Here is a 25797-nt window from a genome sequence, read left to right as displayed (position 1 = left end):
TCATGTCCGAGCAGTCCGAGCAGCGTTTTGGTGAGTTCGTCGCGGTCCGGAGGCACGAGCACGTCGCCGAGCTGGTCCTCGACCGGCCCAAGGCGATGAACGCGGTCTCCCTGGAGATGGCGCGCTCCATCAGCGCGGCCTGCGCGGCGCTCGGCGCGGACGACACGGTACGCGTGGCGGTGCTGACGTCCTCCAACGACAAGGCCTTCTGCGTCGGCGCCGACCTCAAGGAGCGGAACTCCTTCACGGACGCCGACATGGTCCGTCAGCGTCCCGTCTCGCGCGGCGCCTACGGGGGCGTGCTCGACCTGCCGATGCCGACCGTGGCAGCGGTCCACGGCTTCGCGCTGGGCGGCGGCTACGAGCTGGCGCTCGCCTGTGACGTGATCGTCGCCGACGCGACGGCCGTCGTCGGGCTCCCGGAGGTGTCGGTGGGCGTGATCCCGGGCGGCGGCGGTACGCAGCTGCTCCCGCGCCGGGTGGGCGCGGCGCGGGCGGCCGAGCTGATCTTCACGGCGCGGCGGGTGGAGGCGGCGGAGGCGCGCGAGCTGGGCCTCGTCGACGTGCTGGCGGAGGACGCCCGTACGGCGGCCCTGGAGCTCGGCGGCCGGATGGCGGCGAACTCCCCGGTCGGTCTGCGCGCCTCCAAGCGGGCGCTGCGGCTCGGTCAGGGTCTGGACCTGAAGGCCGGCATGGAGGTCGAGGACGCGGCGTGGCGGGCGGTGGCCTTCTCGGGGGACCGGGCCGAGGGTGTGGCCGCGTTCAACGAGAAGCGGAAGCCGGAGTGGCCGGGCGTCTGAGAATCTCGCGGATTCCTCCCGGATTCCTCCCGGACTGTCACTTTCCGTGATGCTCCACACGTAAAAAGGGATGAAACGTCCCTAAGCTGGAGGAATGGGAGAGGATGTGCGGCTGCGGGCCGTAGTGGCGCTGGCGCAGGCGATGGCGGCGGCGCACACCCCGCGCGAGTTCTGGCGGGCAGCGGCGCTGGGTGCCCGCGACGCGCTCGGCGGGAGCTTCGCCGCCCTGTCGGTCTGGGAACGTGACCACGGCCGGCTCAAGGTGCTGGTGAACGCCGGAGAGCGGGCGGTGGGGGAGGAGGAGTTCCCCGACGCCGAGACGTATCCCGTGCACCAGTTCCCCGAGATCACCGAGTTCCTGCACGCGCGGTGGGCGGGCGGCGGCGAGCCGGACGCCTGGGTGGAGACCGCGGGCGACCGCCTCCCGACCGGCCGTGTCACCGGACTGCGCCGGCGCGGGCGCGGCTGCTGCGTGGTCGCGCCGGTCGTGCTGCACGGAAGGGCCTGGGGCGAGCTGTACGTGGCCCGACCGGCCGGGGTGCCGGTCTTCGGCCGCGACGACGCGGACTTCGCCGCGGTGCTCGCGGCGGTGGTCGCGGCGGGCATCGCCCAGTCCGAGCGCCTGGAGGAGGTCCGCAAGCTGGCCTTCACCGACCCGCTGACCGGCCTCGCCAACCGTCGGGCGGTCGACACCCGGCTCGACGAGGCGATCGAGCGCTACCGGACGGACGGCTCCGTGGTGAGCCTGGTGGTCTGCGACCTGAACGGTCTCAAGCGGGTCAACGACACCCATGGGCACGCGGTCGGCGACCGGCTCCTGGAGCGGTTCGGCTCGGTGCTCTCCCGGTGCGGGGCGATGCTCCCCGGCGCCCTCTCGGCGCGCCTCGGCGGCGACGAGTTCTGTCTGCTCTCGGTCGGCCCGACGTCCGACGAGGTGGTGGCCGTCGCCGACGAACTCTGCGTCCGCGCGGGCGAACTGGAGCTGGGCGAGGGCGTCGCCTGCGGAGTGGCCTCCACGGGCGACCCCATCGGTCCGGTCAAGTCCGCCCGCCGCCTCTTCCGCCTGGCCGACGCCGCCCAGTACCAGGCCAAGGCGGCCCGCTCGGTGAAGCCGGTGGTGGCGGGCCGCGACGGCACGGTCATCCGCCTCGCCGACGCCCCGCCCGGGGCGCGCGACCGCAGGCGTTTCCGCGACGCGCCGCCGGTCTAGGACCCCGTACGGACCCCGTACGGACCCCGGTAAGGACTCGTCCGGCGGTCGACTAGTGACATGGAGGTCTTCAGTCCGTAGGGTGCTGAATATGGATATGCACTCAGTCGTCCTTGGCACGTCCGGAACCACCTTCCAGGACGTCATCGACGTCGCCCGCCACGGCGCCCGCATCGAGCTGTCCCCCGAGGCCGTGCAGGCGCTTGCCGACTCCCGTGCCGTCGTGGACGCGCTCGCCGCCAAGCCCGAGCCCGTGTACGGCGTCTCGACCGGGTTCGGGGCCCTCGCCACCCGGCACATCAGCCCCGAGCTGCGGGCGCAGCTCCAGCGCAACATCGTCCGCTCGCACGCCGCCGGCATGGGTCCGCGCGTCGAGCGGGAGGTCGTGCGGGCGCTCATGTTCCTCCGGCTCAAGACCGTCGCCTCCGGCCACACCGGCGTCCGCCCCGAGGTCGCCCGGACCATGGCCGACGTCCTCAACGCGGGCATCACGCCGGTCGTCCACGAGTACGGCTCCCTCGGCTGCTCCGGCGACCTCGCGCCGCTCTCGCACTGCGCCCTGGCCCTCATGGGCGAGGGTGACGCCGAGGGCCCCGACGGCACCGTGAAGCCCGCGGGCGAGCTGCTGGCCGCCGCCGGGATCGAGCCCGTCGAGCTGCGCGAGAAGGAGGGCCTCGCCCTCCTCAACGGCACCGACGGCATGCTCGGCATGCTGATCATGGCCCTCGCCGACCTCGACACCCTCTACAAGTCCGCGGACATCACCGCGGCCCTCTCCCTCGAAGCCCTCCTCGGCACCGAGAAGGTCCTCGAGCCCGAGCTGCACGCGATCCGCCCCCACCCGGGCCAGGGCGCGTCCGCCGCCAACATGCTCGCCGTGCTCAAGGGCTCCGGGCTCACCGGCCACTTCCAGGAGGAGGAGGCCCCGCGCGTCCAGGACGCGTACTCCGTGCGCTGCGCCCCCCAGGTGGCCGGCGCCGGCCGCGACACCATGGTCCACGCCCGTACGGTGGCCGAGCGCGAGCTCGCCTCCGCCGTCGACAACCCCGTGATCCTCGCGGACGGCCAGGTGCGCTCCAACGGCAACTTCCACGGCGCCCCCGTCGCGTACGTCCTCGACTTCCTCGCCATCGCCGCCGCCGACCTCGGCTCCATCGCCGAGCGCCGCACCGACCGGCTCCTCGACAAGAACCGGTCCCACGGCCTGCCGCCGTTCCTCGCCGACGACGCCGGCGTCGACTCCGGCCTGATGATCGCCCAGTACACCCAGGCCGCCCTGGTCAGCGAGATGAAGCGGCTGGCCGTCCCGGCCTCGGCCGACTCCATCCCGTCCTCCGCCATGCAGGAGGACCACGTCTCCATGGGCTGGTCCGCCGCCCGCAAGCTGCGCACGGCGATCGGCAACCTCAACCGGATCATCGCGGTCGAGCTCTACGCCGCCACCCGCGGCATCGAGCTGCGCCGCGGCCTCACCCCCGCCCCCGCCTCGCAGGCCGCCATCGAGGCCCTGCGCGCCGCGGGTGTCGAGGGCCCGGGCCCGGACCGCTTCCTCGCCCCCGACCTGGCGGCGGCCGACGCCTTCGTACGCGAGGGGAAGCTCGTCGCCGCCGTGGAACCGGTCACCGGCCCGCTGGCGTGACGGACCGCACCCGGACATGACGCAGGCGGCCACCCCGGCAGGGGGCGGCCGCCTGTGCCGTTCTCCGCGCGTCTCAGTACGCCCGGCCGCCGCGTCTCATCGCCAGCGCCACGAACCCGGCGCCCACAGCGAGGAATCCCGTCCCGCCGATCACGTACGGCGTCGTGTCCGGGCCGCCCGTCTCGGCGAGCCGTGCCCCGCTCGCCGCGCGCTCCTGCTCGGAGGAGGTGACGCGACCCTCGTCGGTCGCGTTCGCGGACGGGACGAACCACAGGGCGAAGAGCAGCGCCCCGGCCGCCGTGGCGGTCAGCAGCGGACGTCGAGCGACGGACACAGAGATTCGATCCTCCTTGCGGAAACCGCGAATTGGTCGGTGCGCCGATGCTAATGAACACAGCGGGTCGCAGGAAAGTCGGGAGCTCGGGCGGCCTACTCTCCGACGTATGAGCACTTCCGAGACATCGCGCTATGTACGGCTTCGAGTGGAAGTCGTCCTGGAGATCGCCGAGGCCGAGAAGCTGACGGGCGCGGCCGTCGGGCGGATCGAGACCGACGAGTTCATGCCCGAGGAGGAGCGTGTGCACGCCCGCTCCGCGGTCCACGAGGACAGCGCCGAGGCGCTGGCGTACCTGATCGAGCCCTTCGACCTCGTCAGGGACGTCCCCGGCGTCGACCTGGTCCAGGCCTCCTGGACCAGTGAGGAGATCGACTACGACCCCGACGCCCAGGAGTGGGACCTCGACGAGGAAGACGGGGACGAGGAAGACGGGGACGAGGAAGACGACGAAGAAACGGCCTAGCAGCGCGGCACGCCCTGCCAGGAGCCCCGGGGCGACGTTGTGAGACGTCGCACACCCCGGGGCTTTCCCATGGGGAGTCCGCGCACGCATCCCGGGTACGCGTCCTCGCGAGGATCCGAGTGGGGCTCTCCGAGGGGCTCCGTGCGCAGGTCTCGTGCGCGGGTCTCGTGTGCGGGAGCAGTGTGCGGAACCGGAAGGACCGTTTGCGCGTGTTGATCAGTGGTGTTCCCCACAAAGCCCCCGCTTCCGGAACCGGGCGGGGTGTCATGGATGTTCAGGCAAGTGTGGGCAGGGATTCGGCGACGATGGAGAAGCGTGTGATGACGGACAGCAAGCGCCGCAAGGGCCTGGCGGCGGCTGCCGCGGTGCTCGGTGGCGTATTGGTGCTCTCGGCGTGCAGCGACGGGGACAAGGGCGGCGCGGCCGACAGCTCCGCGTCGGCGCAGTCACAGGCTCAGGTCGACGAGGCCGCGGCGCAGAAGACGTCGAAGGCGCAGATATCCATCGCGCCCAAGAACGGCGCCGACAACGCCTCGATCAACAAGGACGCCAAGGTCACCGTCACCGAGGGCACGCTGACCGAGGTCACGATGACCACCCAGGACGGCGAGGCCGTCAAGGGCGAGATGTCGGCCGACAAGACGAGCTGGCAGCCGGCCGAGCAGCTCAAGCGCGCCACCCTGTACAAGATCGCCGCGACCGCCAAGGACGCGGACGGTCTGGAGGCGCACGAGAACTCCTCCTTCACCACCGTCTCCCAGGCCAACAGCTTCATCGGCAGCTTCACGCCCGAGGACGGCTCCACCGTCGGCGTCGGCATGCCGGTCTCGATCAACTTCAACAAGGCCATCACCGACAAGGCCGCCGTCCAGGGCGGCATCAAGGTGTCGTCCAGCAGCGGCCAGGAGGTCGTCGGGCACTGGTTCAACTCCCAGCGCCTGGACTTCCGCCCCGAGAGCTACTGGACCGAGGGCTCGACCGTCACGCTGAAGCTGGACCTCGACGGCGTCGAGGGCGCCCAGGGCGTCTACGGCGTCCAGCAGAAGACCGTCACCTTCAAGATCGGCCGCAACCAGGTCTCCACCGTCGACGTCGCCACCAAGACCATGACGGTCACGCAGGACGGCAAGACGGTCAAGACGATCCCCGTCTCCGCCGGCTCTCCGGAGAACCCGACCTACAACGGTCAGATGGTGATCTCCGAGAAGTTCAAGGAGACCCGGATGAACGGCGCCACCGTCGGCTTCACGGACGACGACGGCAAGGGCGAGTACGACATCAAGGACGTCCCGCACGCGATGCGCCTGTCCACCTCGGGCACGTTCATCCACGGCAACTACTGGGGCCCGGACTCGATCTTCGGCTCGGCCAACACCAGCCACGGCTGCGTGGGCCTGAACGACGTCAAGGGCGCGGGCGACCCGAAGCAGCAGGCCGCCTGGCTCTACGACCACTCGATCGTGGGTGACGTCGTGGTCGTGAAGAACTCCAAGGACAAGACGATCGCTCCCGACAACGGCCTCAACGGCTGGAACATGAGCTGGTCGGCGTGGAAGGCCGGCTCGGCGGTCTGATCCCGTCCCGTACCGACGACAGCGGCGGCCCCCTTTGAGGACGGAGGGGGCCGCCGCTGTCATCCGGTCATGGCGTACGGCAGAGGCCGGCCTACCGGACGACCTCCTCCACGCCCCACTGCGCCAGCAGCCGCAGGGCGTCCGCCGAGGCCGTCCCCGGCTCCGCCTGGTACGTCACGAGCACCAGGTCCGGGTCCGTCCCGGAGACCTTCAGCGACTCGTACTGCAACGTCATCTCGCCCACCAGCGGGTGCCGCAGCTTCTTGCTGCCGTGCCCCTTGTCCGCGACGGTGTGCGCCGCCCACAGCGAGCGGAACTCCTCGCTCTTCACCGACAGTTCGCCGACCAGCGCGAGCAGCGCGGGGTCGTCCGGGTAGCAGCCCGCGTACAGCCGCAGCACGCTCACCACCTCGGTCGCCTTGCACTCCCAGTCCAGGTACAGATCACGCGCGTTGGGCCCGAGGAAGACCAGCCGGGCCATGTTGCGCTCCTCCGGCTCCATCGCGACGAAGTCGCCGAGCAGCGCCCGCGCCATCCGGTTCCAGGCGAGGACGTCGAGGCGGCGGCCGACGAGGAGGGCGGGGACGGACTCCATCGAGTCCAGGAGATGCTGCAGACCGGGCCGCACGTGCTGGGGCCGGACGATCGCCGCCCGGTGCTGCTTCTTCTTCGCCGTCGGCTTGGCCAGGTGCGTCAGATGCGCCCGCTCGGAGTCGTTCAGCCGCAGCGCCCGCGCGATCGAGTCCAGCACCTCCATGGACACGTTGCGCCCGTTGCCCTGTTCGAGGCGGGTGTAGTACGCGACGGAGACGCCCGCCAGCTGCGCGAGCTCCTCCCGGCGCAGCCCCGGTACGCGACGATGGCGCCCGAACTCCGGCAGGCCCACGTCCTCCGGCTTCAGCCGGGCCCGGCGCGAGCGCAGGAATTCACTGAGTTCGGCACTGAGGTCCATGCGGCCATCCATGCGTCCCGATTATCCCAGGCCCTACGACCGGACGGACAGGTGTTCCTGACCCTGCCAGTGGTAGGCACGCTGGACGTAGGCAGAGCAGAGGTCTGGGTGGACGGCGGCCGCTCCGGCAGGCTGGTCGCCATGACCACGAACGTCTCCCTCGTCCCCGCCTACGCCGCCCCCGCCGCCAACGCCCCGCTGGAGCGCACCACCGTGCCGCGCCGCCCGGTCGGCGAGCACGACGTCCTGATCGAGATCAAGTACGCCGGCATCTGCCACTCCGACATCCACCAGGCCCGCGACGGCTGGGGCGAGGGCATCTTCCCGATGGTGCCCGGCCACGAGATCGCCGGCGTCGTCACCGAGGTCGGCCCCGGCGTCACCCGGCACCAGGTCGGCGACCGCGTCGGCGTCGGCTGCTTCGTCGACTCCTGCCGGGAGTGCGCGAACTGCCGCCAGGGCCTGGAGCAGTACTGCACGGGCGGCTCGACGGGCACGTACAACGCCCTCGGCAAGGACGGCGAGCCGACCTACGGCGGCTACTCCACCCACATCGTCGTCGACGAGAACTACACGCTGCGCATCCCGGAGGGCATCGCCCTCGACGAGGCCGCCCCGCTCCTCTGCGCCGGCATCACCCTCTACTCGCCGCTCGTCCACTGGAAGGCCGGCCCGGGCAAGAAGGTCGCGATCGTCGGTCTCGGCGGCCTCGGCCACATGGGCGTCAAGATCGCCCACGCTCTCGGCGCCGAGGTGACCGTGCTCAGCCAGTCGCTGAAGAAGCAGGAGGACGGCCGCAAGCTGGGTGCCGACCACTACCACGCCACCAGCGACCCGCGGACCTTCACCGAGCTCGCCGGCTCCTTCGACCTGATCATCTCCACCGTCTCGGCCCCGCTCGACTTCGCCGCCTATCTCGGGCTGCTGCGGACGGACGGCGCGCTGGTGAACGTCGGCGCTCCCGAGGAGCCGATCTCGCTCAACCTGTTCCCGCTGATGCTCGGCCGCAAGACGCTCGCCGGCTCGGCGATCGGCGGTATCGCGGAGACGCAGGAGATGCTCGACTTCTGCGCGGAGCACGGCCTGGGCGCGGAGATCGAGCTGATCAGCGCCGACCGGATCAACGAGGCGTACGAGCGGGTGCTCGCGAGCGACGTGCGGTACCGCTTCGTGATCGACACGTCGACGATCTGAGGACCTGAGGGCCCTCGGGCCCGGGGCTCGCGAAGGTGCCGGGGCATGACCTCCGGGGTAATCGACCCCGCACGGCATGTCCCGGCACCCTTGCGTCATGACCGCATATGCCCTCGCGAACCTCCGCCCGCAGACCGCACCGCACGAGGAGGTCCTCGTCTACATCGAGCGCATCCAGTCCACGCTCGACCCCTACGGCGGCCGCTTCCTCGTGCACGGCGCTCCCGAACGGGAGGTGAGGGAGGGGGAGTGGCCCGGCGCCCTCGTCATGATCGCCTTCCCGTCGATGGAGGCCGCCCGCGACTGGTACGACTCCGCCGCCTACCAGGAGATCCTCCCGCTGCGCACCCGCCACATCCCGGGCGACATCCTGCTGATCGACGGCGTACCGCCCGGCTACGACCCGGCGTCGACCGCCGCCGCGATGCGCGCCGCGTCAGCCGGTACGGCCTGGGCGGAGCTCGAGCGGCGTCCCGCCGAACCCCGCGCGGAAGCGCGCGTCGTGGGAGACCGCGACCACCGCGCCCTCGAAGGCGGCGAGTGCCGCCTCCAGCTCCTCCACCAGCGAGAGCGCCACATGGTTGGTCGGCTCGTCCAGGACCAGCAGGTCGGCCGGCCGGGTCACGAGCCGTGCCAGCTCCAGCCGGCGCTGCTGCCCCACGGAGAGCCGGGCCACCGGAACGGCCAGGTCCTCCTCCCGGAAGAGACCGAGGGCGAGCAGCTCCTCCGCGTGCTCCTCGGGCGGGCCGGGGCGGCCCGCCGCGTACGCCGTGAGCAGCGGTTTCGCGGACGGTACGGCGGGCAGCTCCTGGGCCAGGTAGCCGACCGGGCCCGACCGGACGACCGTGCCGCTGTCGGGCCGGAGATCCCCGGCGAGAACCCGCAACAGGGTCGTCTTCCCGGCCCCGTTGGGCCCGGAGACGAGCAGCCGGTCGCCGGGTGCGATCCGCAGTGCGCCGATCCGCAGCCGCTCGCCGACCACGACGTCGTCGAGCTCGGCGAGCACGCCGGCGTGCCGCCCGGGACCACCGTCCGACCACGGCACGCCGTCCGCGGGTGCCGTGGTGCGAGGGCCGGCGGTCGTCAGCCGGGCCGTGAACCGCAGCGGCTCGGGCGGGGCCGGCACCGGCGCCCTCCGTAGCTGTTCGAGCCGTACACGGGCCGCCCTGACCTGCCCGGACAGCTTGTTCTCGTGCGAGCGGCGGTGCTTGCCGAACCCCTGCCGGGGGTCCTTCCCCGCCCCCGCGAGCCGCTGCCCGGCCGCGGCCACCAGCTCCTCCGTGCGGGCCAGCTCCTCGCGCCACTCCTCGTGCTGCCGGGCCCAGCGCCGGCGGGCGGCGGCCTTCGCCGCGCGGTAGCCGTGCCAGCCGTCGCCGTACCGGGTCACCGCCCGGGTGTCGCGGTCGACCTCCAGGATCGTGGTCGCCATCCCCTCCAGGAAGCCCCGGTCGTGGGTGACCGCCACGACCGTGCCGCGGTGGGTGCGCAGCCGTTCCGCCAGCCAGCCGGCGGCGGCCCGGTCGAGGTGGTTCGTCGGTTCGTCGAGGAGCAGCAGCTCGGCGCCCGACGCGAGGACACAGGCGAGGGCGAGCCGTGACTGCTCCCCGCCGGAGAGCGTGCCGACGCGGCGTTCGTACGGGACGTGGCCGAGGCCGAGCCCGTGCAGCGCGGCGTCGACCCGGGCGTCGGCCTCGTACCCGCCCCGCTCCTCGTACCGGGCGGCCAGCTCGCCGTACGCGACGAGCTCCTCGGGGGTCGCGGAGCCGAGCCGCTCCTCGGCCGCCCGCATCTCCCGTTCCATGGCGAGGAGTTCGGCGAGCGCCGCGTCGGCGACGTCGCGCACGGTGTGCTCGGGGCCGAGGCCGAAGGTCTCGGCGAGCGTCTGCGCGAGCCGCGCGACGCCGCCGGGGAAGACCACGGTCACCTCGCCGTCGTCGGGGGCCTCCGCACCGGAGAGCAGCCGGAGAAGGGTGGACTTGCCGGAGCCGTTCTCACCGATGACGGCGGCCTTCTCGCCGGGGCGGACGGTGAGCGTGAGCTGTTCGAGGACGGAGCGGTCCCCGTAGGAGACGGAGACGTCTTTCAAGGTCAACTGGGCGCGGTCGCGCATGGGATCTTTCCCTGATGGCTGGGGTGCGTTCGGGCCGGGGAGAGGACACCGGGACCACCGCCGCCGCGCCCCAAGGGCGCCGGATCAGCGGGTCGGACCGTGTCCGCGGCCGGAATCAGAGAAAGAAGTGGAACGAACCCATGCGACCGAGTGTAACGACGGCGCCCGCCCGGGTCGCGTGGATTTTCCGGGCGGGCGGTCCGCGTGCGCGGGGCCCTGCGTCGGGCCGGGGCCCCTCAGGACGGTCTCAGCCGTCGGCCTTCGCGACGCCGATCGGGCAGGAGACTCCCGTACCGCCGATGCCGCAGTAGCCGGCCGGGTTCTTGTCCAGGTACTGCTGGTGGTAGCCCTCGGCCGGGTAGAAGGTGCGGCCCTCGGCCGGGAGCACCTCCGTGGTGATCGTGCCGTACCCGGAGCCGGTCAGGACCTTCTGGTACGCCGCGCGGGAGGCGTCGGCGGTGGCGGCCTGGGCGTCGGAGTGGGTGTAGACGGCGGAGCGGTACTGGGTGCCGACGTCGTTGCCCTGGCGGAAGCCCTGGGTCGGGTCGTGGGACTCCCAGAAGAGCTTGAGCAGTTGCTCGTACGAGACCTTCGACGGGTCGAAGACGACCCGGACGACCTCGGTGTGGCCCGTGAGGCCCGAGCAGACCTCCTCGTAGACGGGGTGCGGCGTGATGCCGCCCTGGTAGCCGACCAGCGTCGTGAAGACGCCCTCGGTCTGCCAGAACTTGCGCTCGGCGCCCCAGAAGCAGCCCAGGGCGAAGTCGGCCACCTCAAGGCCCTCGGGGTACGGGCCGAGCAGCGGTGTGCCCAGCACGGTGTGGCGCTCGGGAACCGCGAACTCGGACTCGGACCGGCCCTTGAGCGCCTGCTCGGGCGTGGGGAGGACAGGGGTGCGTGACAGGAACATGCGGCATCTCCTCGACGGTGGGCGTTACGCACAACGTCCGGACCCCGGGAGGGATTCCCCCCGGGGTCCGGCGGAGCGCGTGTCTCCCCGTGCGTCAGTGCGGCAGGGTCGCCGGGCTTCCGCCGTTGGCCTCGTAGCCCGCGACGGCCAGGTTCCGGTACACCGTGTACTCCGCCGCCGGGTCTCCGGTCAGCGTCCACGGCAGGGCGCCCACGTGGCCGTCCACGTGGACCAGCTGGTGCATGGCCTCCTGCCAGCGCTCCCCGCGGACCAGGAAGAGGACCAGCAGGTGCCGGACGTGCGCCAGCATCGGGTCGTCGGCGCGCGCCGAGTGGACGGCGTACAGCGCGCCCTCCATCGCCTTGCGCACCACCTCGGTACGGAAGAAGTCCTGGACGAGCACGATCTCCGGCAGGTGCTCGTAGACCGCGAACAGCGGCAGCGCGGCGAGCAGCGAGCCCCGCGGGGCGCGTGCCGCGGCCGCGGTGGCGAACCGGTCGGCGTCCTCGCGCGAGCCGTGCCACTTCTCGCACCAGTAGTGCAGCGCGGCCAGGTGCGCGCCCATGTGCTGCGGCGCGCGGTCGATGATCTTCGCCCAGACCTGGTCGAACTCCTCGTGGCTGTAGCCGAGTCCCCGCGCCACCGCGAGCTGCACGATGTACGGGACGGGGTCCCCAGGGGCGAGCAGGGCCGCCTCCTCGCTCACCTTCTTCGCCTCTTCGAGGATGATCCGGAAGTCGTCGCTGCCCGCCGAGGAGGAGCGCCACGCCTGCTGCACCAGGAACTCGGCGTGCACGGCGGCCCCGCCCGGGTCCTTCGGCGAGTCGGCCCGCCAGGCCCGCAGCCACGCGCCGCCGACCCCGGGCTTCTGCTGGAGCTCCAGCGAGGCCGCGCCCGCGAACGCCTGGACGCGCTGCCAGCGGACCTCGCCCGCCTTCTCCGTGCCGGCGAGGAGCTGCGAGGCCGCCCGCCAGTCCTGGGTCGCCTGGACCACGTCGAGCACGTCGAGCAGATCCCGGTCCGGCCCCGGCATCCGTACGTCCTGCTCCTCCTGGCGCAGGAAGCCGTAGGCCTCGGGGTCGGCGGCGTCCGGTGAGCCGGGCGCGACCTGACGGATGCCGACGCCGGACCGGCGGCGCCTCACGTACGGGGTCACGACCGCGATCAGCAGAGCCATCGCCATCAGGAACCAGAGAATCTCCATGTGTCCATTGTCCAGGACACTCCCTGAGACATCGGGCGGCGGTCCCCGCCCCTCGCGACTACGCTCCTGACCCATGAGCGATGAGCACATCCACCAGAGCTTCGAGACCCGCGCGATCCACGCGGGCAACACCGCCGACCCGCTGACCGGCGCGGTCGTCCCGCCGATCTACCAGGTCTCCACGTACAAGCAGGACGGCGTGGGCGGGCTGCGCGGGGGTTACGAGTACAGCCGGAGCGCCAACCCCACGCGCACCGCGCTCGAGGAGAACCTCGCGGCCCTCGAAGGCGGCCGCCGCGGACTGGCCTTCGCCTCCGGCCTCGCCGCCGAGGACTGCCTGCTGCGGACGCTGCTGGCCCCCGGCGCCCACGTGGTGATCCCGAACGACGCCTACGGCGGCACCTTCCGGCTCTTCGCCAAGGTCGTCCAGCGCTGGGGCGTGGACTTCTCCGTGGCCGACACCTCCGACGTCGACGCGGTGCGCGGCGCGGTCAACGACCGTACGAAGGTGATCTGGGTCGAGACCCCGTCGAACCCGCTGCTCGGCATCACCGACATCGCGGCGGTCGCGGCCGTGGCCCGGTCGGCGGGCGCGAAGCTCGTCGTCGACAACACCTTCGCCTCGCCCTACCTCCAGCAGCCGCTGTCGCTCGGCGCGGACGTCGTCGTGCACTCGCTGACGAAGTACATGGGCGGCCACTCGGACGTCGTGGGCGGCGCCCTGGTGACGGCCGACGAGGCGCTCGGCGAGGAGCTGGCGTACCACCAGAACGCGATGGGCGCGGTGGCCGGTCCGTTCGACTCGTGGATCGTGCTGCGCGGCATCAAGACGCTCGCCGTCCGCATGGACCGGCACAGCGAGAACGCGGGCAAGATCGTGGAGATGCTGACGCAGCACCCGAAGGTCACCCAGGTCCTCTATCCGGGCCTGCCGGAGCACCCGGGCCACGAGATCGCCGCCAAGCAGATGAAGGCCTTCGGCGGGATGATCTCCTTCCGGGTGGAGGGCGGCGAGGAGGCGGCGGTCGAGGTCTGCAACCGCGCGAAGCTCTTCACCCTCGGTGAGTCCCTCGGCGGCGTCGAGTCGCTCATCGAGCACCCGGGCCGGATGACCCACGCCAGCGTCGCGGGCTCGGCCCTGGAGGTCCCGGCCGACCTGGTCCGCCTCTCCGTGGGCATCGAGAACGTGGACGACCTGCTGGCGGACCTGCGCCAGGCGCTGGGCTAGTACGTACGACACGCTGCCGGGCGCCCCTGAGCCAGGGGCGCCCGGCACGCTCTCCCGTCTCCCGTCCTCGAGTCCCGTCCTTGTGTCCCGTCCGTCAGGCCGGGACCTTCTCGTCCTCCAGGGACTCCCGGACCATGGTGCGCAGCTCGGGGGTGTCCTCGTGCCCGTGCACGGAGATCGCGTGTTCGGAGGCCGCCTTCACGACCTCGTCCTCCTCGCCGGTGATGGTGAGGGTGCAGTTCATCACGCTCGGTTCCTTGCGGCAGTCGGCGACTTTCCTGGTCATGAATCCTCCTCGACTCGCCCGCTCCTTCCAGGCTAAGTCCGCCGTCACCAGCCTTCGAGCGGTGGAGTCGTCTCCGCGGGCGGCACGCTCCAGGGCTCGGCCACCGTCGCCCAGACGGCGAACGCGAGCACGGCCACGACGAGCAGTGACCACAGGGCCCGGCGGACGGCCCGGTCGCGGTGGCGCAGCCGGCCGCCGCGCGTCACGGCCCGCGCGACCAGCTCGGCCGGGACCTGCGGGTGCGGGGACTCCAGCATCCGCCGCACCTCGTCCTCCTTGTCCTCGTACCTGCTCACGAGGCGAGGCTCCCGCCGCGCCGGTCCCGCAGCGCGGAGACGGACCGCGCGCAGATGGCCCGCACGCGCTCCTCGGCCAGTCCGAGCAGGGCCGCGGTCTGCTCCTCGGCCACCCCCTCGTACAGCCGCAGCACCACGACGAGACGTTCCTGCGGGGTGAGCGTGGAGAGGAGCCCGCCCCGGCCGCGGTGGTGCCGCCAGGCGGTGCGCGCGAAGCGGACGGCGAGGTCGGAGCGGGTGCGGTCGTAAGGATCCTCGCCGCGCAGCCGGTCCCAGTGGGCGTAGGTGTGGGCGAGGGAGGCGGTCAACAGCGCCTGGGCGCGCGGATTGGCGTCCCGCGTCTCCGCGGTCAGCAGCGTCGCGGCATGCAGCAGCCGTCCCGCCGCCCCCGCCGTGAACGCCTCGAACTGCCGGGCGCGGAAGCGGTTCCCGCCCGACCGGCCGTCCTCTCGATCTCGCACGTCCTCATATGAGGACAGCGGACGGCCGGGGTCAAGAGGTCGCGCCGGACTCCGTGTCGGTGGCGGGCGGCAGGCCCGACTGCCGCGCGGAGAGCGCGGAGTTGAACCGGGTGAGCAGGGTGCAGAACGACTCGCGCTCCGCCGGCGTCCAGCCCTCCGTCACCTGAGCCATCAGCTCGCGGCGCGAGGCGCGGACCTCCTCCAGGCGGGCCAGGCCGCGCGGGGAGAGCTGGAGCACGACCGCACGCCCGTCCTCGGGGTGCGAGGTGCGCTTGACCAGGCCCGTGTCGACGAGCGGAGCGACCTGGCGGGTGACGGTCGAGGAGTCGATCCCCATGCCCGCCGCGAGCGCCTTGACGCCCATCGGGCCTTCCTGGTCGAGCCGGTTCAGGAGCAGGTACGCCGCCCGGTCCATCGAGTTGCGGAGCTGGCCGGTGCCGCCGAGGCGGGTCTGTTCGGCCCGGCGCGCGAAGACGGCCACCTGGTGCTGGAGGGCATCGAGGAGACCGGGGTCAAGCTCAGTCGTCATGTCCTGAGATGTGGGCATGGCTGTGGGGGCTCTCTCGTGCGGTGGTCGGTTGGTGGGGGACAGAGTACGCGGACCCGCGTGGGTCCGTACCTGCGCTGCGCAAACCGGCTGCGACGACCTCTCGCCGGGCGGCCACCAGCCCCTTGAGCTGCGAGACTTGCTGTCATGAGCTTCCGTCGGCCAGACCCCTTGCATCCACTGATCCTCGACGACGTGCGCGGGGCGCAGAAGATGTTGTCGGGGGTGGCCCGGATGACCGCGATGGAGGGGAGCCGGCATCTGTCCTCGCTGGTGGGAGCCCCGGTCCACCTCAAGTGCGAGAACCTTCAACGAACGGGTTCGTTCAAGCTGCGCGGCGCGTACGTACGGATCGCGGGGCTCCGTCCCGAGCAGCGGGCGGCCGGCGTGGTCGCCGCGTCGGCGGGCAACCACGCGCAGGGCGTCGCCCTCGCCTCCGCGCTCCTCGGCGTGCACTCCACGGTCTTCATGCCGGTCGGCGCCCCGCTGCCGAAGGTCGCGGCGACCCGGGAGTACGGCGCCGAGGTGCGGCTGCACGGCCAGGTCGTGGACGAGACGCTGGCGGCGGCGGAGGAGTACGCGGCGGAGACCGGCGCGGTCTTCATCCACCCCTTCGACCACCCGGACATCATCGCGGGGCAGGGCACGGTCGGCCTGGAGATCCTGGAGCAGTGCCCGGAGGTCCGCACGATCCTGGTGGGCGTCGGCGGGGGAGGGCTCGTGGCCGGTGTCGGGCTCGCGGTGAAGTCCGTACGCCCCGACGTGAAGGTGATCGGCGTGCAGGCGGAGGGAGCGGCCGCCTACCCGCCGTCGCTGGCCGCGGGGCATCCGGTGGCGATCGGCTCGCCGGTGACGATGGCGGACGGGATCAAGGTCGGGCGGCCGGGCGACGTGCCGTTCGCGATCGTGCGCGAGTACGTCGACGAGATCCGTACCGTCTCCGAGGACGCCCTCTCCTCGGCGCTGCTGCTCTGTCTGGAGCGGGCGAAGCTGGTCGTCGAACCCGCCGGCGCGAGCCCGGTCGCGGCGCTGCTGAGCGACCCGAAGGCGTTCCAGGGGCCGGTGGTGGCGGTCCTGTCCGGCGGGAACGTCGATCCGGTGCTGATGCAGCGGGTCCTGAGGCACGGCATGGCGGCCGGGGGGCGCTATCTGAGCCTGCGGCTGCGGGTGACGGACCGGCCGGGCGCGCTGGCGACGCTGCTCGCGGTGCTGACGGTGGTGGACGCCAACGTCCTCGACGTGAGCCATGTGCGCACCGATCCGCGGCTGGGGCTGACGGAGGCGGAGGTGGAGCTGCACCTGGAGACGAAGGGCCCCGAGCACTGCCGGGAGGTCGAGGCGGCGCTGCGGGACGCGGGATACGTGGTGATGGCGTAATCCCCTTGTGGGTCGCGATGTATCGCGTTAGCGTGTGGTCCGGGTCACATATCCGGTGGGCGGCGGTCGCCGTCCAAACCTAAACTTGGGCGGAAACGCCCAAATCCCTGGGAGAACCCACATGCCAGGCGCGATCTACGCCGAGGGTCTGGTGAAGACCTTCGGTGACGTACGAGCTCTGGACGGCGTGGACCTCGACGTACCCGAGGGCACGGTCCTGGGCCTGCTCGGCCCCAACGGCGCGGGGAAGACGACCGCCGTGCGCGTGCTGACGACGCTCCTCCAGCCGGACAGCGGGAAGGCGCTCGTCGCGGGCATCGACGTACTGAAGCACCCCAACGAGGTCCGGCGCTCGATCGGCCTCTCCGGCCAGTTCGCCGCCGTCGACGAGTACCTGACCGGCCGCGAGAACCTCCAGATGGTCGGGCAGCTCTACCAGTTGAACGCCAAGCGGGCGAAGGCGCGGGCGGACGAGCTGCTGGAGCGGTTCAACCTCGCCGACGCGGCCGACCGCACCGCCAAGACGTACTCCGGCGGCATGCGCCGCCGGCTCGACCTGGCCGCGGCCCTCGTCGTATCCCCGCCCGTGATGTTCATGGACGAGCCGACGACCGGTCTCGACCCCCGGAACCGGCAGGCGCTCTGGGAGGTCATCCAGGAGCTCGTCGCGGGCGGCACGACCCTCCTCCTGACCACGCAGTACCTGGAGGAGGCCGACCACCTGGCCCACGACATCTGCGTCATCGACCACGGCAAGGTCATCGCCCGCGGCACCTCGGACCAGCTCAAGGCCCAGACCGGCGGCGAGCGCGTCGAGGTCGTCGTCCACGAACCCGAGATGATCGCCCCGGCCCACGACGTCCTCGCCCGCTACGGCGTGGCGGGCATCGGCCACGGCGAGGTCTCCGTCGAGAACCACACCCGCAAGCTCACCGTCCCGGTCACCGGCGGAGCCAAGCTGCTGGCCGAGGTCATCCGCGACCTGGACACCGTGGGCGTCGAGATCGACGACATCGGTCTGCGCCGCCCCACCCTCGACGACGTCTTCATCTCGCTGACCGGCCACGCGGCCGAACGGGCGGAAGAGGAATCCGGGGGCCCGGCGCAGGACGCGAAGGGCCGCGGCCGCGACCGGAAGGAGACGGCGAAGTGACCGCAGTGAACGAGGCCGTCGCGGCCCCGAAGGCGCGCGGCGGCATCGCCCAGTCCATCGGCGACTCGCTCGTCGTCGCCAGGCGCAACCTGATCCGGATGTCCCGGATCCCCGAGATGGTCATCTTCGGGCTCATCCAGCCGATCATGTTCGTGGTGCTCTTCAGCTACGTGTTCGGCGGCTCCATGACCATCGGAGGCACCAACTCCCCGGCTGTCTACCGGGAGTTCCTGATGGCCGGCATCTTCGCCCAGACGGTCACCTTCGCCACCGCAGGCGCGGGCGCCGGCATCGCCGACGACATGCACAAGGGCCTGATCGACCGCTTCCGGTCACTGCCGATGGCCCGTGGCGCGGTCCTCACCGGCCGCACCCTCGCCGACCTGGTCCAGACGGCCCTCACCGTGGTCGTCCTCGCGATCGTCGCCCTCCTGGTCGGCTGGCGCATCCACGAGGGCGTCCCGAAGGCGCTGGGCGCGTTCGCCCTGCTGCTCCTCCTCGGCTACGCCTTCTCCTGGATCGGAGCCCTGATCGGCCTCTCGGTCCGCACACCGGAGGCCGCCACGTCCGGCGGGCTGATCTGGCTCTTCCCGGTCACGTTCATCTCGATCGCGTTCGTGGACTCCGCGCAGATGGCGTCCTGGCTGCAGCCGATCGCCGAGTGGAACCCCTTCAGCGCGACGGTCCAGGCGTGCCGCGTCCTGTTCGGCAACCCGGGCGTCTCGACGTCCGACGCCTGGCCGATGCAGCACCCGGTGTGGGCGTCGATCATCTGGTCGGTGCTGATCATCGTGGTGTTCAGGACGCTGTCGGTCCGCAAGTACCGCTCGGCGACCGCCTAGCGGCGACCGCCCCGTGGTGTCCGGCTACGGGGCGTAACCCGAGACGACGACGCCGCCGGCGAGGCCGATGAAGACGGCCCCGCCGGCGGCGACCGCGCCGGTGGCCACGTCCTCGCCCTCCACGGCGGCCGTTCCTTCGGGCGCGTTGAAAGTCCTCTCGTCGGGATCGGCCGGCGGGTCGGTCAGCGGAACCGAAGTGACCGTCGACTTCCTCCCGGTCAGCACCCGGTCGCCGGCAAACGCCACCCACTGCCCGCCGGTGGCCCGGCTCCAGCGTTCCGCGCCCGACTTCAGGTCGTACGTCGAGAGCGTGTCGCCGTCGCTCAGTGCCACCACCCCCGCGGAGTTCACCGCCAGGGCCGTGACCTGCCTCCCGCGCCCTACCGTCCGCTCCCGCTTCAGGGTGCGGGCGTCGAGGACCTCGACGCCGTCCTGGCCCGCCTGCGGACACAGCACGCGGCGCGCGCCGACGATGATCCGGTAGCAGCCTTCGAGGCCCTGGGCCCGGGCCGTCTGCTTGCCCGTGCGGGCGTCCAGCGCCAGCACGGTGCCGTTCCCGGGGACGTAGACCTGCCCGCCGGAGACCACGGGGGACTCGGGGAAGACCGCGATCGGCTGCCGCCAGCGCTCCTTCGGAGTGCCGTCCCCCGACAGCGGGACCGCCGTCACCAGGCCGGACGGCTTCTCGAAGTCCGTGGTGTCGACGTAGGTCGTGTACAGGACGCCGTCGTGCAGGTCGGTTCCCTTGACGCCGAACACGCCCCCCGGCCCGGCCAGCCGCCCGACCTGTCTGCCGTCGCTCAGCCGGTACCCGACGAGTCCGTCGCGCCCGGTCATCCAGGCGACGTCCCCGACGACCGCTGGGTACTGCGCGCCGACCTGCAGCTGATCGCCCGTCGACGGCTTGGACCACAGCTTCTTCCCGTCGGCGGCCCGCAGCGCCACGGCCGCACCGCCGTCGCCCGAGCAGACCAGGATCTCCGGGCCGAGCGCGCACGGGCCGACGCCCGCGTCCGTGCTGGTCGCCCAGGGCGACCAGCCGGCCGGGCGGGCCGAGCGGTCGGAACCGTCCTTGCCGAAGTCGCCGGCGTGACCCTCGCCGCCGAAGGGCTGGATCACATGGTCGAGGGCGGCGGGCGCGGCGCTCGCGCCGGGTGACGCGCTGCTCGACCGCACACCGCCGCTCGGCGTCGCCCCCGCCGAACCGCCCTGCTCTCCCTGGCCGCCCTGCCCGCCCGTCCGGTCGAGCAGCACCACACCCACGGTCGCCAGGACGGCCACGGCCACGGCGCTTGCCGCGATCCGTCCCCACGGCCTGCGCCGTTCCCGCGTCTCGGTGACGGCCGGACGGATCCCCGCGGCCGTGGGGGAGTACGGGACCTGGGGGGCGAGCGTCGGCAGGTCGGCCACGCCCGCCCCGGAAGCCGCCGCCTCGCCGATCCGCCGCGCGGAATCCCCGTACTCCGCCAGCAGCGAGAGCACCCCGCCCGGCCACGGGAAGGCCGCCGGGACCTCCGCGCCGAGCAGTGCCACCAGCTCCGCGGCGGACGGCCGCTCCGCCGGGTCGAGCCGCAGGCACCGCTCCACCACCGGCCGCAACTCCGGCGGCACACGGTCCAGTTCGGCGTCCGCCCGGCTGATCCGGAAGACGACCGACGCCATCTCCTCGTCGTGGAAGGGTCCACGCCCGCTCGCCGCGAAGGCGAGGACCGCGCCCAGACAGAACACGTCCGACGCGGGCACGACCGCCCGGCTGCCGATCAGATGCTCCGGGGACATGAACCCCGGCGAGCCCACCACGAGCCCCGTCGACGTGAGAGCCGTCGCCTCGAAGGCCTGCGCGATGCCGAAGTCGATGAGCTTGGGCCCGGCGGCGCCGAGCAGGACGTTCGCGGGCTTCAGGTCCCGGTGCAGCACCTTCGCCGTATGCACGGACTGCAGCGCCCGGGCGAGCGCCGCGCCCGTCGCCCGTACGGCGTCGACCGGCAGCGCGCCCGCCCGGGTGACCGCCTCGGCGAGCGAGGGTCCGGGCACGTACTCGGTCGCCAGCCAGGGCACGGCCGCGTCCGCGTCGGCGTCGACGAGCAGCGCCGCGTACGGGCTGCTCACGGCCCGCGCGGCCGTGATCTCACGCCGGAAGCGGGTCCGGAAGTCGCCGTCGACCTCCAGGTCCTCCCGGACGGTCTTCACCGCGACCATCCGGTACGGATCGGCCGTCGGCGCGTCCGCCCGGCACGCCAGATGGACCTCGCCCATGCCGCCCGCGCCGAGCCGGGCGAGCAGCCGGTAGGGGCCGACGAGGCGTGGGGGCTGCCCGGCGGGCAGTGCTTCCAGCACCGAACACGTCCTTTCAGTACGTCACTTGGGAAGCTCGACGGAGGCGACGACGCCCTGGTCGTAGACGAGGTACGCGATGCCGCCGATCGGCAGCAGGTCGGGCGGGCGGACCTCCGAGGCGAAGACCTCACCCTCGTACGCCTTCGAGTACTCCTTCGGGACGCGTGCCCCGGGGGCCCCGGGCACCGCTCGCGCCTCCAGGCCGGAGGGCTTGCCGTCCGTGCCGAGCCGCACGGTGTAGAGCGTGGAGAAGTCGGCGTACACGACCTGCGAGCCGGCGAGCAGCGGGGTGGAGACGGCCTGCTTCAGCCCCGCGGGCGTCGCCTTGGTCGCGTACCGCGCCAGCCGTTCTCCGGTCTTCGCGTCATGGATCGAGATGCCCTTGCCGTCCCCGGCGACGACCGTCCGGGAGTCCATGGCCAGCGGGTTCAGCCCCTCCAGCGAGGCCGGGAGGTCCGCCTTGGGCGCGAGGGTGGCGGCGTCCATGACCCGCAGGACGGTCCGCGTGGTCCTGTCCTGCGGGTTGGACTCGACGTCGGTGCAGTAGGCCGACGCGCCCAGGACATGCACGGTCGCGCAGCCGGCGCCCTTCTCCGCGACCTGACCGAGCAGTGTCCCGTCCTGGGCGTCGTACGCGACGAGCCCGGCGTCGCTGAGCGCGTACACCCGCCCCTGCGCGAAGGCCACGGCGTCGAAGGGGCGGAACTGCGCGCGGCTCAGCGACGAGTTGGTGAGGGACTTGGTCCACACCGGCTTGCCGTCGGCGAGAGAGAACGCGGTGAGGTCCACCATCTCTCTGGCCCCCGCCTCCAGGGGGGAGGCCGTCGTCGCGAAGACCATCCCGTTGCCCACCACGGGCCGGCTCTCCGCGTCCTGTGCTCCCCAGGCCTCGGCCTCCCAGCGGACCTTCCCGGTCCGTGCGTCACGGACCTGGAGCTTGTCACGAGAGGTGATCACCACGGAGGAACCGTGGACCGCCGGCCGGGCGGACGATCCGGCGATGAGCATGGCGCCGGTGGGACTGATGAAGCTGGTGTTGTCGCGCGGGTCCTCGATCAGGTCGGCGGTCCACAGTCCCTTCCCGCTCGCCGTGTCCAGTGCCTCGTACCGCCCGTCCGTCGTCCGGCACACCACCACGGACTCGCCCGCCGAGCAGCCGAAGGCCGGCGCGCTCAGCTTCGCCTTCCACGGCTTCCAGCCGGCCGGTCGCTGGGCCGTGTTCTGCGGGACGACACCGGAGGCGTCGGGGAGCCCGCGGTCGTCGACGCCGGCGACCTCGGGGGCGGTGGCCGCCGGTGGGGCCGCCTTCGCCGGGGGCTGCTTCTGCTCGGCCTCCGGCCGGAGCAGATACGTGCCCACCCCGCCGGCGACCACCGCGACGGCCACCACGGCCGCGATCAGCGCCCGGCGCTTCCGGCGCGGGGGCTCCTGAGGAGCGGTGGGCGCCACCGGCGGCATCGTCGGCAGCTGGTCGAGACCCGGGGCCGCGGCGGGTGCCGCCGCCGGGACCGCGCGGAGCGGGCCTCCCGACGCCACGAGCTGCGCGAGCTCCCGCCCGTACTCCCCGATGTGCTCCCGTACGCTCTCGGGCCACGCGGGCCGCCGTTCGCCGCCCAGGAGCTCCACGAGCCCGGCCGGTGTGGGCCGCTCGGCCGGGTCGAGGCGCAGACATGCGGCGATTGTGTCCCGCAGCTCCTCCGGGACGCGGCCCAGGTCCGCCTCGGCCTGGGAGACGCGGTAGAGGACGGCCGCGAGGGGCCCGTCCCCGAAGGGGTCCTCGCCGGTCGCCGCGTAGCAGAGCAGCGAGCCCAGGCAGAAGACGTCCGAGGCGCCGGTGACATGGCGCGCCCCCGCGACGTGCTCGGGCGACATGAAGGCGGGGGTGCCGACCATCATCCCGGTCGCCGTCATCGTCGTGGCGCCGGTGCTCCGCGCGATGCCGAAGTCGATCAGGCGCGGCCCGTCGACGGAGAGCATGACGTTGCCGGGCTTGAGGTCCCGGTGCAGCACCCCGGCCGTGTGCAGGTCGGCGAGAGCGCGGGCGATCCCGGCGCCCAGCTCCCGCACGGTCGCCACCGGCAGCGCGCCGCCCCGCCGCACGGCCTGCGACAGGCTCGGTCCGGGGACGTACGCGGTCGCCAGCCAGGGCACCTGGGCATCGGCGTCCCCGCCTTCCGGAGCGGCCGCCCAGGCGCTCCGTACGAGTCCGGCGACCTTGATCTCGCGCCGGAAGCGGTCACGGAAGGCGGGCTCGTTCGCGACGTCCCGCCGTACGGTCTTCACCGCCACGAAGGTGCCCTCGCCGGGCAGCCGGCCCAGGAACACCTCGCCCATGCCTCCGGCGCCGAGCCGCGCCAGGATCTCGTACGGTCCGAACCGCCCCGGCGCGTCCTCGCGCAGTGGTCCCAGCACGTGTGTCATCCCCCTGTGACGTGACGTCAGGTCCCGATCATTACATGTCCATGAAAGGCGAAGGGCCGGACCCCCGAAGGGGTCCGGCCCGTGATCGTCGCCGGCGGCTCAGCCGGTGTAGGGCTTCACGCTGAGGATCTTCACCGAGGCGGTCCTGCCGTTCGGCAGCTCGTACTCGGCGTCCTCGCCCGCCTTCTTGCCGTTGACGCCCACGCCGAGCGGGGACTGCGGCGAGTACGTCTCGATGTCGCTGCTCGCGTACTCGCGCGAGGCCAGCAGGAAGGTCGTCGTGTCGTCCTCGTCGCCGTCGAACGCGATCGTGACGACCGTGCCGGGGGCGACGACGCCCTCGTCGGCCGGGGCCTCGCCCACCTTGGCGTGCTCGAGCAGCTGGGTCAGCTGGCGGACCCGGAGCTCCTGCTTGCCCTGCTCCTCCTTGGCCGCGTGGTACCCGCCGTTCTCGCGCAGGTCGCCCTCCTCGCGCGCCGCGGCGATCTTGGCGGCGATCTCGGTTCGCGCGGGACCAGACAGGTACTCCAGCTCGGCCCTGAGCTGGTTGTACGCCTCCTGGGTGAGCCAGGTGACGTTGTCGCTGGTCTGGGTCACAGGTGCTCCTCGTAGGTACTGGGAATACAAAGCATCGCCCTACCCGGAAGAATTGTCCTTCCTGAGCGGGCGAAACCACGAGCCTAACAATTAGTGGCGAAAAGGGGGAGGACATAAAGCATCAAGATGACGTCATCCCTGGTCAGCGCGGACTCCCGGACGGCGCGCCATCCGGTGCCTACCCACCGCTACCGCGCCGTACACCCGATGAGCTCGGCACTGGTCGCCCGCGCGGTCGTACGGATGGCGACGACACGGTCGATCCGCTCGCTCGCCTCGTCGAAGCGGACGTCCTTGCGGCCCACCTCGGCCCCGTCCTCGGCGCGTGAGCGCAGGGTGCACACGCCCTCGGCGCCGGCGTCCTTGCGGACCTCCAGGTGCACCTGCACCTCGGTGTCGCTCACCACGTCGAACTTGATCGTCTCCGCGCTGATCTTGCTGTCGACCACGTAGAACCAGCCGAACCAGCCGAGCAGCCCGAGGAACAGCACGCCCAGCACGGCGCCGACGATCTTGAGCGTGCGGTCGGCGCGCTCGTCCGCGGAACGCCCGTAGCGCCCCTCGGGCAGCCGCTCTCGCACCGCGCTCATGATCGTTCCTCTCGCCGCGGGGGTGGGAATTTTCCGCCCCCCGGTTCCGTCACTATAGAGACCTCCCTCCACGCCACATCACAGAGGATCGAGCCTTGACTGAGCAGCTGCGACTGATGGCCGTTCACGCCCACCCCGACGACGAGTCGAGCAAGGGTGCGGCGACGATGGCCAAGTACGTGTCCGAGGGGGTGGACGTGCTCGTGGTCACGTGCACGGGCGGCGAGCGCGGCTCCATCCTCAACCCCAAGCTCCAGGGAGACGCCTACATCGAGGCGAACATCCACGAGGTGCGCCGCAAGGAGATGGACGAGGCCCGGGAGATCCTCGGCGTCGACCAGGAATGGCTCGGCTTCGTCGACTCCGGCCTGCCGGAGGGCGACCCGCTGCCGCCGCTGCCCCAGGGCTGTTTCGCCCTGGAGGACGTCGACACGGCCGCCGGCGCCCTGGTCCGCAAGATCCGTGCCTTCCGTCCGCAGGTCATCACGACCTACGACGAGAACGGCGGGTACCCGCACCCCGACCACATCATGACCCACAAGATCACGATGGTGGCCTTCGACGGCGCCGCGGACACCGAGAAGTACCCGGAGGCCGAGTTCGGCCCCGCCTTCCAGCCCCAGAAGCTCTACTACAACCAGGGCTTCAACAAGCCGCGCACCATGGCCCTGCACCAGGCGCTGCTCGACCGGGGCATGGAGTCGCCCTACGGCGAGTGGCTGGAGCGCTGGAAGGAGTTCGAGCGCAAGGAACGGACGCTCACCACGCACGTGCCCTGCGCGGACTTCTACGAGATCCGCGACAAGGCGCTGATCGCGCACCGTACGCAGATCGATCCGGACGGTGGCTGGTTCCGGGTCCCCATGGAGATCCAGAAGGAGGTCTGGCCGACGGAGGAGTACGAGCTCAGCAAGTCGCTGGTGCCCACCTCCCTCCCCGAGGACGACCTCTTCGCGGGCATCCGCGACAATGCCTGACATGAGCGCACACCTGGCACTGACCCAGCTTGTCCCCTTCGCCGCCGAAGAGCTGGACAAGAACAAGGTCACCCCCGGCGTCCTCGGTTTCGTCGTCTTCGCGGTGATGGCCGTGGCCGTCTGGATGCTGATGAAGTCGATGAACCGCCACATGGGCAAGGTCTCCTTCGAGGAGGCCCCGGACCCGAAGGCGCCCGCCGCCCCGGCGCCCGCCGCCCCGCAGGGCGGCAAGGCGGCCGCGCGGGAGTAGTGGCGGTACGCCGCGGCGCGGGCCCTCCCCCGAGGAGGGCCC

At 72.1% G+C, this 25797-nt stretch carries 25 protein-coding genes and 1 pseudogene; 13 read left to right on the top strand and 13 right to left on the bottom strand.

What is annotated here, in order from left to right; translation table 11 throughout:
- Positions 1-2: 2 nt before the first annotated feature.
- From ACF1G2_RS15770 to hutH, 3 genes are all read left to right on the top strand, one after another.
- Positions 3-800, top strand: coding sequence for an enoyl-CoA hydratase/isomerase family protein (locus tag ACF1G2_RS15770; protein ID WP_391798805.1), 798 nt, complete (start codon positions 3-5; stop codon positions 798-800).
- Positions 801-894: 94 nt separating this feature from the next.
- Positions 895-2010, top strand: coding sequence for a diguanylate cyclase domain-containing protein (locus ACF1G2_RS15765; RefSeq protein WP_391798804.1), 1116 nt, complete (start codon positions 895-897; stop codon positions 2008-2010).
- Between the two features lie 97 nt (positions 2011-2107).
- Positions 2108-3649: a histidine ammonia-lyase gene (gene hutH / locus ACF1G2_RS15760; RefSeq protein ID WP_391799033.1), complete on the top strand. Its 1542-nt coding sequence runs from the start codon at positions 2108-2110 to the stop codon at positions 3647-3649.
- Between the two features lie 73 nt (positions 3650-3722).
- Here the strand turns inward: hutH and ACF1G2_RS15755 are convergent, their stop codons facing one another.
- Positions 3723-3983 (bottom strand): LAETG motif-containing sortase-dependent surface protein, encoded by a 261-nt coding sequence (locus ACF1G2_RS15755; protein WP_391798803.1) that lies wholly within the window; start codon positions 3981-3983, stop codon positions 3723-3725.
- Between the two features lie 109 nt (positions 3984-4092).
- Between ACF1G2_RS15755 and ACF1G2_RS15750 the strand changes: the two genes are divergently transcribed.
- Both ACF1G2_RS15750 and ACF1G2_RS15745 read left to right on the top strand, forming a co-directional pair.
- Positions 4093-4449 carry a hypothetical protein gene (locus ACF1G2_RS15750; RefSeq protein ID WP_391798802.1) on the top strand — a complete coding sequence of 119 codons (357 nt, stop codon included), beginning with the start codon at positions 4093-4095 and terminating at the stop codon, positions 4447-4449.
- 305 nt (positions 4450-4754) lie between these two features.
- Positions 4755-6023 (top strand): Ig-like domain-containing protein, encoded by a 1269-nt coding sequence (locus ACF1G2_RS15745; protein ID WP_391798801.1) that lies wholly within the window; start codon positions 4755-4757, stop codon positions 6021-6023.
- A gap of 91 nt (positions 6024-6114) precedes the next feature.
- On the opposite strand, the gene ACF1G2_RS15740 is transcribed toward ACF1G2_RS15745, so the two are convergent.
- A complete protein-coding gene (locus ACF1G2_RS15740) occupies positions 6115-6975 on the bottom strand; it encodes a helix-turn-helix domain-containing protein (protein WP_391798800.1) in 861 nt (286 codons plus the stop codon).
- Between the two features lie 141 nt (positions 6976-7116).
- Between ACF1G2_RS15740 and ACF1G2_RS15735 the strand changes: the two genes are divergently transcribed.
- Both ACF1G2_RS15735 and ACF1G2_RS15730 read left to right on the top strand, forming a co-directional pair.
- Positions 7117-8169, top strand: a complete 1053-nt coding sequence (locus ACF1G2_RS15735; protein ID WP_391798799.1) for an NAD(P)-dependent alcohol dehydrogenase — start codon at positions 7117-7119, stop codon at positions 8167-8169.
- 97 nt (positions 8170-8266) lie between these two features.
- Positions 8267-8605 (top strand): annotated as a pseudogene (locus ACF1G2_RS15730) (DUF1330 domain-containing protein); the annotation flags it as partial.
- On the opposite strand, the gene ACF1G2_RS15725 reads toward ACF1G2_RS15730, so the two are convergent.
- From ACF1G2_RS15725 to ACF1G2_RS15715, 3 genes are all read right to left on the bottom strand, one after another.
- Positions 8606-10279: an ABC-F family ATP-binding cassette domain-containing protein gene (locus ACF1G2_RS15725; protein WP_391798798.1), complete on the bottom strand. Its 1674-nt coding sequence runs from the start codon at positions 10277-10279 to the stop codon at positions 8606-8608.
- Between the two features lie 247 nt (positions 10280-10526).
- Positions 10527-11189 (bottom strand): peptide-methionine (S)-S-oxide reductase MsrA, encoded by a 663-nt coding sequence (gene msrA / locus ACF1G2_RS15720; RefSeq protein ID WP_391798797.1) that lies wholly within the window; start codon positions 11187-11189, stop codon positions 10527-10529.
- Between the two features lie 94 nt (positions 11190-11283).
- Complete coding sequence (locus ACF1G2_RS15715) at positions 11284-12393, bottom strand: hypothetical protein (protein ID WP_391798796.1); 1110 nt, start codon at positions 12391-12393, stop codon at positions 11284-11286.
- A 73-nt stretch (positions 12394-12466) separates the two neighbouring features.
- Here ACF1G2_RS15715 and ACF1G2_RS15710 point away from each other — a divergent pair, with 73 nt between their 5' ends.
- Positions 12467-13621, top strand: coding sequence for a cystathionine gamma-synthase (locus ACF1G2_RS15710; RefSeq protein WP_391798795.1), 1155 nt, complete (start codon positions 12467-12469; stop codon positions 13619-13621).
- 94 nt (positions 13622-13715) lie between these two features.
- On the opposite strand, the gene ACF1G2_RS15705 is transcribed toward ACF1G2_RS15710, so the two are convergent.
- From ACF1G2_RS15705 to ACF1G2_RS15690, 4 genes are read right to left on the bottom strand one after another with little or no spacing between them, the layout of a single operon-like run.
- Positions 13716-13907: a DUF1059 domain-containing protein gene (locus ACF1G2_RS15705; RefSeq protein WP_391798794.1), complete on the bottom strand. Its 192-nt coding sequence runs from the start codon at positions 13905-13907 to the stop codon at positions 13716-13718.
- Between the two features lie 44 nt (positions 13908-13951).
- Positions 13952-14203: a hypothetical protein gene (locus ACF1G2_RS15700; protein WP_391798793.1), complete on the bottom strand. Its 252-nt coding sequence runs from the start codon at positions 14201-14203 to the stop codon at positions 13952-13954.
- Positions 14200-14664 carry a sigma factor-like helix-turn-helix DNA-binding protein gene (locus ACF1G2_RS15695; RefSeq protein ID WP_391798792.1) on the bottom strand — a complete coding sequence of 155 codons (465 nt, stop codon included), beginning with the start codon at positions 14662-14664 and terminating at the stop codon, positions 14200-14202. Before ACF1G2_RS15695 ends, ACF1G2_RS15700 begins: the two co-directional genes overlap by 4 nt.
- A gap of 31 nt (positions 14665-14695) precedes the next feature.
- A complete protein-coding gene (locus ACF1G2_RS15690; protein ID WP_352190124.1) occupies positions 14696-15211 on the bottom strand; it encodes a MarR family transcriptional regulator in 516 nt (171 codons plus the stop codon).
- Between the two features lie 147 nt (positions 15212-15358).
- Here ACF1G2_RS15690 and ilvA point away from each other — a divergent pair, with 147 nt between their 5' ends.
- From ilvA to ACF1G2_RS15675, 3 genes are all read left to right on the top strand, one after another.
- A complete protein-coding gene (gene ilvA, locus ACF1G2_RS15685) occupies positions 15359-16588 on the top strand; it encodes a threonine ammonia-lyase (protein WP_391798791.1) in 1230 nt (409 codons plus the stop codon).
- Positions 16589-16709: 121 nt separating this feature from the next.
- A complete protein-coding gene (locus tag ACF1G2_RS15680) occupies positions 16710-17741 on the top strand; it encodes an ATP-binding cassette domain-containing protein (protein WP_391798790.1) in 1032 nt (343 codons plus the stop codon).
- On the top strand, positions 17738-18583 hold the full coding sequence (locus ACF1G2_RS15675; protein ID WP_391798789.1) for an ABC transporter permease: 846 nt from the start codon (positions 17738-17740) through the stop codon (positions 18581-18583). Before ACF1G2_RS15680 ends, ACF1G2_RS15675 begins: the two co-directional genes overlap by 4 nt.
- A 24-nt stretch (positions 18584-18607) precedes the next feature.
- Here ACF1G2_RS15675 and ACF1G2_RS15670 read toward each other — a convergent pair whose 3' ends face one another.
- The 4 genes from ACF1G2_RS15670 to ACF1G2_RS15655 all read right to left on the bottom strand — a co-directional run bounded on the left by ACF1G2_RS15670 (position 18608) and on the right by ACF1G2_RS15655 (position 24528).
- Positions 18608-20920, bottom strand: a complete 2313-nt coding sequence (locus tag ACF1G2_RS15670) for a protein kinase (protein ID WP_391798788.1) — start codon at positions 20918-20920, stop codon at positions 18608-18610.
- 21 nt (positions 20921-20941) lie between these two features.
- The gene (locus tag ACF1G2_RS15665; protein WP_391798787.1) at positions 20942-23341 is read right to left on the bottom strand and encodes a PQQ-binding-like beta-propeller repeat protein; all 2400 of its coding nucleotides are present in this window, start codon (positions 23339-23341) and stop codon (positions 20942-20944) included.
- A gap of 99 nt (positions 23342-23440) precedes the next feature.
- Complete coding sequence (greA, locus tag ACF1G2_RS15660; RefSeq protein ID WP_391798786.1) at positions 23441-23938, bottom strand: transcription elongation factor GreA; 498 nt, start codon at positions 23936-23938, stop codon at positions 23441-23443.
- A 188-nt stretch (positions 23939-24126) separates the two neighbouring features.
- The gene (locus tag ACF1G2_RS15655) at positions 24127-24528 is read right to left on the bottom strand and encodes a DUF4307 domain-containing protein (RefSeq protein ID WP_391798785.1); all 402 of its coding nucleotides are present in this window, start codon (positions 24526-24528) and stop codon (positions 24127-24129) included.
- Between the two features lie 95 nt (positions 24529-24623).
- On the opposite strand from ACF1G2_RS15655, the gene mca reads away from it, so the two are divergent.
- Together mca and ACF1G2_RS15645 are read left to right on the top strand one after the other, a co-directional pair.
- Positions 24624-25505: a mycothiol conjugate amidase Mca gene (mca, locus tag ACF1G2_RS15650; RefSeq protein ID WP_391798784.1), complete on the top strand. Its 882-nt coding sequence runs from the start codon at positions 24624-24626 to the stop codon at positions 25503-25505.
- Positions 25498-25755: a hypothetical protein gene (locus tag ACF1G2_RS15645; protein WP_391798783.1), complete on the top strand. Its 258-nt coding sequence runs from the start codon at positions 25498-25500 to the stop codon at positions 25753-25755. Before mca ends, ACF1G2_RS15645 begins: the two co-directional genes overlap by 8 nt.
- Positions 25756-25797: the final 42 nt, after the last annotated feature.

This window comes from Streptomyces sp. NPDC013457 (assembly GCF_043089925.1).
Taxonomy (GTDB): Bacteria; Actinomycetota; Actinomycetes; order Streptomycetales; family Streptomycetaceae; genus Streptomyces.
The sequence above is the reverse complement of the archived record's forward strand: the minus strand, read 5'-3'. Positions and strand labels throughout refer to the sequence as shown.